This window comes from Ureibacillus sp. FSL K6-0165, from assembly GCF_038004285.1.
GTDB classification, from domain to species: Bacteria; Bacillota; Bacilli; order Bacillales_A; family Planococcaceae; genus Ureibacillus; species Ureibacillus thermosphaericus.
The window spans coordinates 384694-397451 of sequence record NZ_JBBOQS010000001.1 but is presented as its reverse complement, the minus strand read 5'-3'; the positions used below and the strand labels follow the sequence as shown (position 1 = coordinate 397451).

Genomic DNA, 12758 nt, shown 5'->3' with positions numbered 1-12758 from the left:
TGTTAAAATGAAAATCAATGTGGATATACAAAATGGTCAATTAATTGCTGAGAACGTTCAAGCAGAACAAGTGAATAAAGTGATTGATGGATTCTTCAATGTATTAGGGTTCGATACAAAAAGAGAGCCAGTAGCAAAAAAAATAACTCCTGTAGTAACGAAAAATGAAGAAAAAAATACGGAATCAGAACCAAAAACTACACCGAAAGCGCAAACAGTACAAAATCCACCGAAGATTCTTCCTAAAGTGAATGGGGATTGGACATTAAATGTACCAATTAGCGAGATTCTCGAATCAAAACAGCAAATACCTGAACATTGGAAAACGGGCGTTATAAATCGAGACGACAAATTACATTATCGAACTAAATATTGGTGTGATTGCGGTAATGAAGGGAAACGATATATTCCGAAAGATACTAAATTCGTTTATTGCCATGAATGTAACCAGAAACTATTAGTTGAACCAGCAACACTAGAATTTAATGATAACGGGCTTCCTGAACGTGATCAATGGGGCAATTTCTACATTGCACGCGAGGCATATGAAGAGGGAGAGTAATCTCCCTTGAGTCTTATTAGAAACATTTTGTAATGAAAGGGTGGAGAATAATGAATGTAAAAGTTAAAAAAGTATCTTTCGATGAATCTGTTTTAGAAATTTATACGAAAAGCGGTATTAAAACACTGAAGATTACTAAAACACAATATGGGCATTCTTATGAGGATTTTGCTAAATGGGATATTACTGACGAGCAATATTACGCTCTTGAAGAATTAGTGAACAATATAATCGAACGAATGAAAAATAATAGTGTGCTGAACGTATCTTGGGAATGTTAATGTCACACTTCGAAGAAATTATGACGTATTTGAAACATATTGCGAAATGAAGTACTGGACGAAAGAACGGAGGAATCTGAATGAATTATCCAAAATTGTTCGAAGCTCAACGAAAATTAGATGACCACATCATTACTGAAAAGAATTTACAAGGACAAGATTTATTCCACAACAAAATTGAAGCATTACTATGCGAAATTCAAGAATGCGCGAATGAAACACGTTGCTTTAAACACTGGAGTAATAAAGAAGCGAATATGGAAAATGCACTTGAAGAAGCTGCAGATAGTTTTCACTTTATATTATCGATTGGGAACGATTTAAATATAAAACCAGAAGATGTTGAAAAACAAAAAGCCCGAATTTATGAAGATTTAACATTACAGTTCATTATTTTAACTTATACAGTCACTTGCATGGCAATATTCAATGATAAGATACGTTATTACTTTGAAGCTATCAGCATATTTAAAGGTTTGATGTGTTCGCTTAAATTCACGGAAAACCAATTGGAAGAAGCTTATTATAAGAAAAATAAAGTGAATTACGAACGACAAGCATCAAATTATTAACGTCGAAGTGGGTTGGAAAGTAGGTGTGTGACCTTGGAAAATAAATTAGACTTACGTGAATTACTACAATACATTGATCCAGCAGTATTAACTTATCAGGAATGGCTAAACGTCGGTATGGCTTTGAAATACGAAGGCTATACAGCAAGCGATTGGGATTCTTGGAGTGCTAGCGATACAGCACGATATAAGCCTGGCGAATGCTTTAAAAAGTGGACAACATTCGAAGGAACTGGAATTACAGGAGCTACAATTACTCAAATGGCCAAGGATTATGGCGGGTGGCAGCCAAAATCACAAATCGAAAGCCGTGAATTGGATTGGAATGATGAGATTAATGCAGATGATGATTATAAAATAATCGATAAAAACTGGATTGAAGGAAAAGAAATTCATGAACCTATCAATTGGAATCCAGTAAGAGAGATTACAAGATATTTAGAAACGCTTTTCCAATCAACGGAGTATGTTGGATATGTTACATCAACTTATGAAATCACAGATGAAAAAACAGGAGAAAAAATCTATAAACCGACAGCTGGGAACTATGACAGAACTGCTGGACAATTAATTGAAGCTTTAAATAAATGTAATGGCGACATTGGAAGTGTTTTAGGTGATTATAACGAGCTAGCAGGAGCATGGATCCGTTTCAATCCATTAGATGGGAAAGGCGTTAAAAATGATAACGTAACCGATTATCGATATGCATTAGTCGAATCAGATAACACAGATATTGAAAAGCAAAATGCCATTATACGCGAACTAGAATTACCAATAGCCGTGTTAGTCCATAGCGGTAAGAAAAGTCTTCATGCTATCGTGAAAATCGACGCACCGAATTATGACGAATATCGAAAACGTGTTGATTATCTGTATAACGTTTGTAAAAAGAACGGATTAAAAGTTGATAACCAGAATCGAAATCCATCACGATTAAGTCGCCTTCCTGGTGTCACACGAAATGGTAAAAAGCAATTCATTGTTGATACAAACATTGGAAAGGCAGATTGGAATGAATGGTACGAATGGATTGAGGATTTAAACGACGATTTACCAGATATGGAGAACCTGGAAGATTTTTTTTATAATCCACCGGATCTTGCTCCACCATTAATTGAAGGGGTACTAAGACAAGGGCATAAAATGCTAATTGCCGGTCCATCAAAGGCTGGTAAATCATTTGCATTAATTGAATTATCAATTGCTATAGCAGAAGGCATTAAATGGTTAGGTTGGCAATGTGCACAAGGACATGTATTATACGTCAACCTAGAACTAGATAGACCTAGTGCGTTACATCGATTTAAAGATGCATACAAGGCATTAGGGCTGCAACCAAAGAACATTCGAAATATCGATATTTGGAACTTACGTGGTAAGTCGGTTCCAATGGACAAATTAGCACCAAAATTAATCCGTAGGGCGCAGAAAAAAGGCTATATAGCCGTTATTATTGACCCGATTTATAAAGTTTTAACAGGTGACGAGAATAGCGCAGACCAAATGGCACACTTCACGAATCAATTTGATAAAGTAGCGACGGAATTAGGTTGTAGCGTGATTTATTGTCATCACCATTCAAAAGGAACGCAAGGTAATAAAAAATCAATGGACCGTGCTAGTGGTTCTGGTGTATTTGCACGTGACCCAGATGCTTTGCTCGATTTAATCGAATTAGAGTTAACAGATGATTTAATTAAGCAACAAGAAAATGCAGCGATTTGTAAGATTTACGATGATATTATCAAACGTGTGAACTTTGATTATTATGACCAACATGTCGGATTAGATGATCAATTGAGTGCTTACCAGATGGAAGAGCATGCTAAACGAGTGTTAAATCAAGAACAGTTGCAGCAAGCCAAAAACGAAATATCCAAAGCTGTGAATGTTATTCACTTACGCACGGCATGGCGAATTGAAGGAACGTTACGCGAGTTCCCGAAATTCAAACCGTTTAATATATGGTTCCAGTATCCTGTACACACAGTCGATGAAAGCGGAATTTTAAATGATGTTGAACCAGAAGGAAATTCACCTACTTGGAAAAAGAATTTTACTAAAAAGAAAAGTGCTAAAGAGCGTAAAGAAGAACAGAAACAATCGTTAGAAATAGCTTATGAAGCATGCAGTATTGATGAAAAAGTAACTGTAAAAGCGCTAGCAGAATACATGGGGATTTCAGAAAAAACTGTAAGAAGACGTATTAATGAACATGGCGGATTTGCAGTCATTGAAGGTGAAGTTACTCGAAAGTGACATCAAATGGACAAAGGACAAACTCGAATTTTGTCCTTTGTCCATAACGAAGGATAACAAGGACATTTTCGAGATTTGTCCTTGTCCCTTTAAGGGACAATATCAAAGTTGTCCCTGTCCCTTAAACGGACAAACTCGAATTTTGTCCCTGTCCCTACCAGAGGGACAAATTCGGGAAATTTTCGACTTTGTCCTTAGGACAGACAAACCTATATTACTACGTAATATAGGGTGTTGTCCCTGACCTTAAGGTCAAGGGGGAAAAGAAGGTGTGGGCGTTAAGACTGCGCCCACAACCTTCCTTCCCCTTACCTTGACTAAAAGATTTTGTCCCTAAAAATAATGAAAGTAAGAAAATGGAAGTGGTAAAATGACAGTTGAATTTTTTATCCCGATTGTTCCACCAACAACAACTCACCAACAGAAAAAAACTACCTTTCGAAATGGTAAGCCTATATTTTATGAACCTGCAGAATTAAAATCTGCTCGAGCAAAATTAATGGCACATCTTGGTCAACATGTACCAGAGAAAAAATATACCGGTCCAATTCGTTTGATGACAAAATGGTGCTTTCCCGTAACAGGAAAACATAAAAACGGTGAATATAAATACACAAAACCAGATACCGATAATCTTCAAAAATTATTAAAAGATTGCATGACTGATTGTGGCTATTGGAAAGACGATGCGTTAGTAGCTTCAGAGATTGTTGAAAAGTTTTGGGCAGATGTTCCAGGGATCTATATTCGAATCGAGGCGATTTGATGGATTATAAAAAATTTTATGCTGAAATTGCAGATTGGATTTTGCATGTAAATTATATGGCAATGCAACACGGCATGGAAAGTTATTTGTTCTGGAACTGGGTATCGCATTCAATTGGTGAACTTGCAAACAAATATCAAAATAATCAATTAGTCATTCGACAATTAGCCATGTTGTACATGTGGCTAGAAGATGTGTACTTAGAACAACAAAGTAAAGAAGGTGCATAATGATTATGGCTAAACTGAACAAAGAACAACTAGAAATCATTTCAAGAACAGCAGCGGCTGTTGCGATTGAAAAATATATAGCAGAACAAGAAACAAGAGAGCGAAAACTTTATGATCGTCGATTACATAATGTGAAATTACTTCTCAGAAATTATCGTTCTCTAGCAAATCATGTTGCAGAAATTAAGCTTGATATAGTTGAACTGGATGAAAAACTAGAATTATCGTATTTAGAATCCGATGAATTTGCTATCAATGCAATTAAACGTTCTAAAAACAGAACATTAGCAATGATTAAGTTTATCAATAAGACATTAGAAATATATAAAATCATTTGTGAGCAATCTAACGAGATTCGCAAGTATGAAACAATATACTACTTGTATATTGCAAAAGAGAAAATGACTATCAAAGAGTTAAGTGAAGTTCAATTTCTGTCAGAACGGATGATTTATAAAAATCGAAATAAAGCTTTCGAAGACTTGACAGTACTGTTTTTTGGTATTGACGGGTTACGTTTTTAAAGAGTGCAAAAAGAGTTCATTTTCAGCACAATATGAAAATTGTAAAATGATAGTGTGGTAAAATAGCAAACTACTAGATATCGGTATTGTTTAAGTGTTACTTCAAAACAAAAGGCTTCGCGGTAAAGTCACAATCGTTATTGATTGTGGCTTTTTATTTTATGAAAGAAGGTGAGGCGTATGAGAATTGAACAAATGGTACCAGCAGAAATCAAACGGAAGTTAGGTTATAACAATGATTCAAATCGCAAGCGTAAGAAAAAACATCATGAACAATTAACAAGTTGGGATATCGAAGAATTGATGGGTGTACGTAAACCAACGTACAAACGGGTGAGGGGAGCTTGGAGAAGTATGTAAATTCATTTGATTGAATTATGTATTATTTACTATTCATCCCGACCGGCAACCTTGTTAGGATTGCCTTTCTCCTTTCTTAAAACTTAGATTTTAGTATTGGTTATTTAATTAAATAAACAGTAGGCAGAGAAGTTTCAATACCGAAATATCGATTGATATCGATATCTTTATCTTCACATTAATCACCTACCTTTCAGTATTAATTTATGTAATCAGAACATTTATATTCATCAACATAATATGAAAGTAGTGAATAAAATGGAATTCTACAAAACACAATCCTGGAAACGTAAACGAGCAAAGATTTTACGACGAGATGGCTATGAATGTTTGAACTGCAAGCGGTACGGTAAGAATCGAACTGCAACAACAGTACATCATTGCCATCCGTTAAAAGAAAGACCAGACTTGCGGTTAGCATCATGGAATCTTATTTCTTTATGTGCCGAATGCCACGGGAAGATGCATGACCGAGAAACAGATAAGCTAACCAAGCTTGGTGAGTTTTGGCGAGAGAAAGTAACCCCCCACCCTTCTTCAACTGTGGAATGACCAACAGGGACCGGCGGGGGGAACTTTTTCCAATAGAGCGACTTTCAGAAAAATTTTTTTGGGAGGTGAAGACGGTGTCAAAAATTCCAACGAAGGAAACAATTAAACGGCGAACAATAGCAGACATGAAAGAGTTGGGAGTTTATAAAAAGCAGTACGGACGCATGATTGACATATATGCAGGGCTAGTTCATCAATTTATGGTGCTGAACAAAAAATTTGAAGAAGGTGAATATGAGGTTCAAGTTCACTCGGCTAAAGGAGGACCAAAAAAAGCGCCGATTGTTGCAACCCTGGAAAGTTTAAGAAAAGATATTTTGGCATACTCCGACCGTCTTTGCTTAAACCCGAAAGCGCGGGAAACGGTGACGGTTGAATCAAATCAAAAATCAGCACTTGCAAGTGTGTTGAGTAGTCTTGAAAAAGGCTAAGAAGTTTAAAAATTATGACATAGTAATGGAGTATGCTAAAAACATTGTGGAAGGCAGGAAAGTCGCTTGTAAAGAAACCGTACAAATGTGCGAGCGATTCTTAAAAGATTTAGAGAATCCAGCTTATGATTTCAATCCAACAGATGCCGAATTTGTTATTCAAATTATTGAAAAGACATTTGTTCATCAGAAAGGCGAAGATATGGAAGGGCGGCCGTTAAGAGGTACGCCTTTTTTATTACAGCCGTGGCAAAAGTTTGTAGTTTACAACTTGCTAGGGTTCTTTCATAAAGGAACGAAACTAAGAAGGTTTAAAGAAGCTTTTATTATGCTTGCCAGAAAAAACGGGAAAACACCTTTTATGAGTGCTTTGGCGTGGGGGATTGGATTGTTGGAAAGAAAATCGGGCGCGGAAATCGTAATCGTTGGCGAGAAACTTAAGCAAGCGTTGCAATCTTTTAATTTTTTACTTTTTAATCTTCGACATATGGGCGAAGAGAAAAATTTCCGCATACTCGACAACAACCAGGAACATTCCATCAGCGGAGAACTAGGAGATGGATATATTCGGATTGAAACCATAGCTGGAAACAGTGACCGGATGGACTCTTTGAACACGCTTATCCAAATTCTCGACGAACTGCATTTGTATAAATCTGCCAGTCACTATAACACAATCAAAGAATCTGGTAAGGCTTATCGAAACAGCATGTGCATTGGAATCACAACTGCTGGGGATAATCCCAACAGCTTCTGCTACAACCGCATGAAGTACTGTCAAAAAATCCTGGACGGCACGGTTAAAGATGAACAGTATTTTGTGTTTATCGCCAAAGCAGATGAGGACCCAGAAACCGGAGAAGTGGATTATACGAATCCAATCGAACATGAAAAAGCGAATCCAAATTACAATATTTCTGTATCTGCACATGAATTAATGAATGATGCTTTGCAGGCCCAAAACGATCCACAACAAAGAAAATCATTTTTAGCAAAATCTTTGAACATCTATACTTCTGCTTTAAAAGCATATTTCAATATCGATGAATTCCGTTCAAGCGACAGAAAATACAACTGGACAATCGAGGAATTAGTTAAACTTCCAATCAAGTGGTATGGAGGGGCCGATTTATCAAGGATGCACGATTTAACTGCGGCCGCATTGTACGGAACATATCGAGATATTGATATTGCAATAACACATGCATTCTTCCCAATTGTTGCAGCACACCAAAAAGCAGAAGAGGATAATATACCACTTTTTGGTTGGAAAGATGATGGTTGGCTGACAATGACGAATACACCGACAACGAACCATACAGACATTATTAATTGGTTCATTAATATGCGAAAAATTGGTTTTAAAATCAAAATTGTTGGTTTTGACAGGAGATTTGGTCGCGAATTTTTCTTAGGAATGAAAAAAGCTGGATTTAAAATTGTGGACCAACCGCAATATTACTATAAGAAAAGCGAAGGATTTAGACGAATTGAGAAAAAAGCAAAAGATGGGAAATTTTATTATTTGCATTCAGAAGCATACGAATATTGCGTTCAAAATGTACACGCCGTTGAAAAAACAGATGACATGGTTATGTATGAGAAAATAGATGGCGATGACGGGGTAATGCGTATTGACTTATTTGATGCATCTGTTTTTGCTTCGGTTCAAATGTTAGAAGATATGACGCGGAAACAAGGTGCATCAGAATGGTTAAACAATTAAGAAAGGTGGTGGAAACTTGGCTTTTTGGAATAGAAGAAAACGACAACGATCTTCAATAGCAATTCCTATTGCATTAGGTAGCGCCGATGCAGTCGGTTATGTAAAATTGTCTGAACATCCAGATGTACTAACGGCAGTAGATAAAATTGCTGATTTAGTTTCGAATATGACTATTCATTTGGTTGAAAAAACCGAAAAAGGCGACAAGCGAATAGTAAACGAACTATCCCGAAAAGTTGATATAGAGCCATGCAAGAATATGACACGCAAAACATGGCTTTATAAAATCGTTCGGGATTTATTATTGGATGGCGACGGGAATTCGATTGTTCATATTTCGGTGGATAAGGAAACTGGATTAATTGATAATCTGGTTCCTTTACAAATGCCTTTGGTCAGTTATAACGATGGGAGCAATTTGATTGATTACACGATTGATTACAGCGGAGTTACTTATTCGCCAGATGAAGTAATTCATTTTGTGTTGAATCCACATCCGTTATATCCGTATCGAGGTATTGGTTATCGAGTAGCATTGAAGGACTTAGTAAGAAATCTTGCACAAGCGAATAAAACAAAGAGCAATTTTATGTCTGGTAAATATATGCCATCAATTATCATTGCAGTCGATGCATTAACTGAAGAATTATCGAGTAAAGAGGGCCGAGAAGAAATACTTAACAAATATATTGATGATACTGAAGGTGGGAAACCGTGGGTAATTCCTGCTGATTTAGTAAAAGTGGAGCAAGTTAGACCTCTTTCTTTAAAAGATATTGCTATCATCGAGGGCATGGAAATTGATAAAAAATCATTAGCAGGACTTTTAGGAGTGCCTGCTTTTTTCTTGGGTGTTGGTGAATTTGATAAAGATGAATATAACAACTTTGTAAACACTCGCATCATGTCAATTGGTCAGCGAATTGCGCAAACATTAACAAGGGACATATTATTCAGCCCGAATTGGTACTTTCGCTTAAATCCTCGAAGCTTGTATGCTTATGATTTATCAGAACTTGTGAATGCCGGAAAAGAATTAGTGGACCGAACAGCCATGCGGCGTAATGAATGGCGTGATTGGGTTGGTTTAGATCCAGATGAGGAAATGAATGAACTAATCATATTAGAAAACTATATTCCAGCGGACAAAATTGGAAATCAGAGCAAATTATTATCAGATGAAGAAAGGATGGCGTTGGCACTGAAAATATTGAAAGGTGGTGAGAAGGGTGAATAAACGGCACATTCAATTCACTTCTGCGCTTCAAACGCGTTCAACAGAAAATGAAAATGAGGGAATTATTGAGGGGTATTTTGCGGTTTATAACTCTGAAACTGAATTATGGCCAGGCGCTTTTGAAGAAATTGCTCCTGGAGCTTTTGAAAATAGTTTAAGAACAAAAGACATATTTTGCTTGGACAACCATGACAGCCGGGTAGTACTTGCTTCGACAGGTAGTAAAACACTCGAACTGAAATCGGATGAAAAAGGTTTATGGGGCCGAGTGGTTCTTGATTTAGAAGATCCATTTGCAAAATCTGCATTCCGTAAAGTACAGACCGGAAAAGTGCGCGGCTGTTCATTCGGTTTCTATCCGGTCCGGGAAGAAACCATTAACAAAGAAGATGGCTCCATCAAATGGCGCATTTTAGAAGCAGAATTGTTGGAAGTGTCAATTACTGCTTTTCCTGCTTATCCGCAAACGGATATTTCTGCACGGCAAAAAGATGCAGAGAGAATCAAAAAAGAAAAATTAGAAGAGAGAAAAAAACAAATTTTAGAAAGGATGAAGAAAAATGCCTAATCCAATTTTAATTGGTGCGAAATTGAATTTAAAACGCAGCGCATTAAAAGCTGTGGAAGGTGAACTTCAAACTTTATTAAATAAACGCAACGAATTAGAAGCTGCAGTTAATGAAGCACAAACAGAAGAAGAATTGGCTACTTTAGAAAATGAAGTCAATGAAAACGAAAGTGCTATCGAAGCAAAAGAAAATGAAAAATCACAACTTGAAGAAGAAATTCAACAACTTGAAAACGAATTGGAACGTTCAAACGCGAAAGTTCCGACGAATCGTTCAAAAGAAAATGGAGGTAAAGGAAATATGGATAAAGAACAATTAAAAGAATTACGTTCAGCGATTAACGCTTACATTCGCACAAAAGGCGCGGAAGTACGTGCAGTAGAAGGTTTTAAATTAGTGGACGGCGGCGCTTTGGTGCCGGAAGAATTATTGACACCAGAAAAGGCTCCCGAAGATGTAGTTGACTTGTTGCAATATGTGAAACGTGTGCCTGTTAACAGCGCAAGTGGTAAATATCCGGTCATTTCAAAATCTGGTTCTAAAATGAGTACAGTTGCAGAATTAGAAGCTAACCCAGAATTAGCAAAACCAACTATTTCAGAGATTCCATATTCTATCAATACTTACCGCGGTTACATTCCAGTATCACAAGAAGTTATCGATGATGCGGATTATGATATTGTTGGTTTAATTGATGAAGAAATTCGCGATCAAGAGTTAAATACTCGTAACGCTGCTATTGCCGCTGTATTGAAAACAGCGAAGCCGAAAACAGTTTCTTCTCTTGATGAATTAATTACATTGCTAAATACTGGATTTAAAACAGCATACCAAGTAAAACTTTATGTATCTCAATCTTTATTTAACGTACTTGATTTGATGAAAGACAATAATGGCCGTTATTTATTGCAAGATGATGTGACTGTTGCATCTGGCAAACGTTTGAAAGGCAAGGAAATTGTTGTGTTAGATGATGAAATTATTGGTGATGCAGCAGGTGATTTAAAAGCGTTTATTGGTGACGCAAAAGCTTTCTGCAAATTCTTTGACCGTAAGCAAGTATCTGTGAAATGGGTAGATAATAACATTTATGGTCAATTACTTGCCGGATTCGTTCGTTTTGATGCGCAAAAGGCAGATGAAAATGCTGGTTATTATGTAACATATGAAGATGCTCCTGGTGCATAAGGAGTGATTGCGAGTGAAATATAAAGTGATTCGCAAATTTAAAGATTTGCAGGATAGCAATTACATTTATAATGTCGGCGACACATATCCACGAAAAGGAAAGCGTCCAAAAAAAGAACGCATTGAAGAATTACTTTCTAGTAACAACAAAGCAGGGAAGTCATTGATTGTGGAAGTCGAAGAAGGTGATAAGTAATGTCTGAACAATTTTTACAGACATGCTTATCACTTTTTAAATTGGATTTGGGTATCACTCACAATTTACGCGATGTCCTTTTTTTAAATCTATTAAATTCTTCTTCTATCGAATTAACTAAAATAGGCGTGGATTTATCCAAAGAAACCGCAGAAGACATACAGCTTGTCGTAGATTATTCTTTGTGGATGTACCGCAAGCGCCAGGAAGATGTTGGACTTCCACGGAATTTACAATTTAAAATTCATAATCGTGTAATCCAGAAAGTTGGTGAAACAAATGCCAAGCCTGAAACCGAGAGTGAATAAAAAAGATAGCATATCCAAAGACGATGTTTGCTATCTCATTTCAAAGACTATTGCAAAAGACGAGTTGGAACAAGAAATCGAGGTAGAAGAAGAGCGACAAGTGTTTTGTGCGCCGATTAGCATTGGGCAGCGTGAATTTAGCGCGGCATTTGTAAATGGGTTGAAACCGGAAATGGTTCTTGTTATTGATCACGATGAGTACGATGGCGAAGAAAAAGTGGTGTATCACGATAAGCAATACACAATTTATCGCACTTTCACTCATGATGGAGATATTGAATTGTATTGTACTTTAAAGGTTGGTGGTTAAATGGCCATCGATATTAATGATTTAGCAAAAGAAATCACGAAAACAGTTAAGCAATACACAGGTGAAGTGGTAGAAAAAGTGGAAATGTCTGCTGACGAATTATCACAAAAAGGTGTAAAACTGCTGAAAGAGAGAAGTCCTAAGAAAAGCGGAGAATATGCAAGAGGTTGGGGCCGAGTTAAAACAAAAGGCGGTTATATCATCAAAAATAAAAAATATCAGTTAACCCATCTGCTTGAAAAAGGTCATGCCAAAGTCGGTGGTGGGCGTGTCCCAGCTAAAATCCATATTACACCTGTTGAAGAACAACTGATTAAAGAATTTGTTGAAGCGGTTGAAAAGGCGGTGAAAGGATGATTCATTCACTCGCAGAATTAGCACAAGGTTTAAAATCACTAGGTTATCCAGTCGCTTACTCGCACTTTTCAAGTGCACAAACACCGCCGTTTATTTGTTATCGTGTCATTGATTCTGAAACATTGACTGGTGATAATACCGTTGTGGATGAAGCGATAAATGTGGACATTGAATTATATACCGAAACGAAAAATTTAACTGCTGAAAATAAAATTAAACAGTTTTTGAAAGATAACGAACTCATTTGGGATTACAATGAGATTTTTATTGAATCCGAGGGAGTTTTTCAGTGTGTTTTTTCAATTCAATTAATCTAAGGAGGAAATA

General features: G+C 36.6%; 19 protein-coding genes. All 19 read left to right on the top strand.

The features are described from left to right. Positions 1-7: 7 nt before the first annotated feature. The 19 genes from NST00_RS01975 to NST00_RS01885 all read left to right on the top strand — a co-directional run bounded on the left by NST00_RS01975 (position 8) and on the right by NST00_RS01885 (position 12748). A complete protein-coding gene (locus NST00_RS01975) occupies positions 8-562 on the top strand; it encodes a hypothetical protein (RefSeq protein WP_340709585.1) in 555 nt (184 codons plus the stop codon). Between the two features lie 50 nt (positions 563-612). Next, positions 613-843, top strand: a complete 231-nt coding sequence (locus tag NST00_RS01970; protein ID WP_340709584.1) for a hypothetical protein — start codon at positions 613-615, stop codon at positions 841-843. Positions 844-923: 80 nt separating this feature from the next. Beyond that, complete coding sequence (locus NST00_RS01965; RefSeq protein WP_340709583.1) at positions 924-1415, top strand: dUTP diphosphatase; 492 nt, start codon at positions 924-926, stop codon at positions 1413-1415. A gap of 27 nt (positions 1416-1442) precedes the next feature. Continuing rightward, the gene (locus NST00_RS01960; protein WP_340709582.1) at positions 1443-3677 is read left to right on the top strand and encodes an AAA family ATPase; all 2235 of its coding nucleotides are present in this window, start codon (positions 1443-1445) and stop codon (positions 3675-3677) included. A gap of 370 nt (positions 3678-4047) precedes the next feature. Continuing rightward, on the top strand, positions 4048-4443 hold the full coding sequence (locus NST00_RS01955) for a RusA family crossover junction endodeoxyribonuclease (RefSeq protein ID WP_340709581.1): 396 nt from the start codon (positions 4048-4050) through the stop codon (positions 4441-4443). Beyond that, positions 4443-4673: a hypothetical protein gene (locus tag NST00_RS01950; protein WP_340709580.1), complete on the top strand. Its 231-nt coding sequence runs from the start codon at positions 4443-4445 to the stop codon at positions 4671-4673. The genes NST00_RS01955 and NST00_RS01950 overlap by 1 nt, the downstream gene beginning before the upstream one ends. A 5-nt stretch (positions 4674-4678) precedes the next feature. Beyond that, complete coding sequence (locus NST00_RS01945; protein ID WP_340709579.1) at positions 4679-5197, top strand: hypothetical protein; 519 nt, start codon at positions 4679-4681, stop codon at positions 5195-5197. A 180-nt stretch (positions 5198-5377) separates the two neighbouring features. Beyond that, a complete protein-coding gene (locus NST00_RS01940) occupies positions 5378-5557 on the top strand; it encodes a hypothetical protein (protein WP_340709578.1) in 180 nt (59 codons plus the stop codon). 240 nt (positions 5558-5797) lie between these two features. Next, positions 5798-6109, top strand: a complete 312-nt coding sequence (locus NST00_RS01935) for an HNH endonuclease (protein ID WP_340709577.1) — start codon at positions 5798-5800, stop codon at positions 6107-6109. A 74-nt stretch (positions 6110-6183) separates the two neighbouring features. Further along, positions 6184-6540, top strand: a complete 357-nt coding sequence (locus NST00_RS01930) for a P27 family phage terminase small subunit (protein ID WP_340709576.1) — start codon at positions 6184-6186, stop codon at positions 6538-6540. 25 nt (positions 6541-6565) lie between these two features. Further along, a complete protein-coding gene (locus NST00_RS01925) occupies positions 6566-8266 on the top strand; it encodes a terminase large subunit (protein ID WP_340710144.1) in 1701 nt (566 codons plus the stop codon). Between the two features lie 16 nt (positions 8267-8282). Then, positions 8283-9503, top strand: coding sequence for a phage portal protein (locus NST00_RS01920; protein ID WP_340709575.1), 1221 nt, complete (start codon positions 8283-8285; stop codon positions 9501-9503). Beyond that, entirely contained in the window at positions 9496-10071 is a 576-nt protein-coding gene (locus NST00_RS01915) for an HK97 family phage prohead protease (protein ID WP_340709574.1), read from the top strand. The genes NST00_RS01920 and NST00_RS01915 overlap by 8 nt, the downstream gene beginning before the upstream one ends. Then, on the top strand, positions 10064-11260 hold the full coding sequence (locus NST00_RS01910; RefSeq protein WP_340709573.1) for a phage major capsid protein: 1197 nt from the start codon (positions 10064-10066) through the stop codon (positions 11258-11260). The genes NST00_RS01915 and NST00_RS01910 overlap by 8 nt, the downstream gene beginning before the upstream one ends. A 13-nt stretch (positions 11261-11273) precedes the next feature. Beyond that, positions 11274-11456, top strand: coding sequence for a hypothetical protein (locus NST00_RS01905; protein ID WP_445329556.1), 183 nt, complete (start codon positions 11274-11276; stop codon positions 11454-11456). Continuing rightward, positions 11456-11764, top strand: a complete 309-nt coding sequence (locus NST00_RS01900) for a hypothetical protein (RefSeq protein WP_340709571.1) — start codon at positions 11456-11458, stop codon at positions 11762-11764. Before NST00_RS01905 ends, NST00_RS01900 begins: the two co-directional genes overlap by 1 nt. Beyond that, positions 11736-12074 (top strand): hypothetical protein, encoded by a 339-nt coding sequence (locus NST00_RS01895; RefSeq protein ID WP_340709570.1) that lies wholly within the window; start codon positions 11736-11738, stop codon positions 12072-12074. The genes NST00_RS01900 and NST00_RS01895 overlap by 29 nt, the downstream gene beginning before the upstream one ends. Continuing rightward, positions 12075-12431, top strand: coding sequence for an HK97 gp10 family phage protein (locus tag NST00_RS01890; RefSeq protein WP_340709569.1), 357 nt, complete (start codon positions 12075-12077; stop codon positions 12429-12431). It begins immediately after the preceding gene. Beyond that, positions 12428-12748, top strand: coding sequence for a hypothetical protein (locus NST00_RS01885; protein ID WP_340709568.1), 321 nt, complete (start codon positions 12428-12430; stop codon positions 12746-12748). The genes NST00_RS01890 and NST00_RS01885 overlap by 4 nt, the downstream gene beginning before the upstream one ends. Positions 12749-12758: the final 10 nt, after the last annotated feature.

Bases quoted from the DNA above. Each gene is read 5' to 3' on its own strand.
- NST00_RS01965 (WP_340709583.1), top strand. From the start codon at position 924: ATGAATTATCCAAAATTGTTCGAAGCTCAACGAAAATTAGATGACCAC.
- NST00_RS01955 (WP_340709581.1), top strand. From the start codon at position 4,048: ATGACAGTTGAATTTTTTATCCCGATTGTTCCACCAACAACAACTCAC.
- NST00_RS01895 (WP_340709570.1), top strand. From the start codon at position 11,736: ATGCCAAGCCTGAAACCGAGAGTGAATAAAAAAGATAGCATATCCAAA.
- NST00_RS01950 (WP_340709580.1), top strand. From the start codon at position 4,443: ATGGATTATAAAAAATTTTATGCTGAAATTGCAGATTGGATTTTGCAT.
- NST00_RS01910 (WP_340709573.1), top strand. From the start codon at position 10,064: ATGCCTAATCCAATTTTAATTGGTGCGAAATTGAATTTAAAACGCAGC.
- NST00_RS01900 (WP_340709571.1), top strand. From the start codon at position 11,456: ATGTCTGAACAATTTTTACAGACATGCTTATCACTTTTTAAATTGGAT.
- NST00_RS01890 (WP_340709569.1), top strand. From the start codon at position 12,075: ATGGCCATCGATATTAATGATTTAGCAAAAGAAATCACGAAAACAGTT.
- NST00_RS01970 (WP_340709584.1), top strand. From the start codon at position 613: ATGAATGTAAAAGTTAAAAAAGTATCTTTCGATGAATCTGTTTTAGAA.
- NST00_RS01945 (WP_340709579.1), top strand. From the start codon at position 4,679: ATGGCTAAACTGAACAAAGAACAACTAGAAATCATTTCAAGAACAGCA.
- NST00_RS01925 (WP_340710144.1), top strand. From the start codon at position 6,566: ATGGAGTATGCTAAAAACATTGTGGAAGGCAGGAAAGTCGCTTGTAAA.
- NST00_RS01885 (WP_340709568.1), top strand. From the start codon at position 12,428: ATGATTCATTCACTCGCAGAATTAGCACAAGGTTTAAAATCACTAGGT.
- NST00_RS01975 (WP_340709585.1), top strand. From the start codon at position 8: ATGAAAATCAATGTGGATATACAAAATGGTCAATTAATTGCTGAGAAC.
- NST00_RS01940 (WP_340709578.1), top strand. From the start codon at position 5,378: ATGAGAATTGAACAAATGGTACCAGCAGAAATCAAACGGAAGTTAGGT.
- NST00_RS01935 (WP_340709577.1), top strand. From the start codon at position 5,798: ATGAAAGTAGTGAATAAAATGGAATTCTACAAAACACAATCCTGGAAA.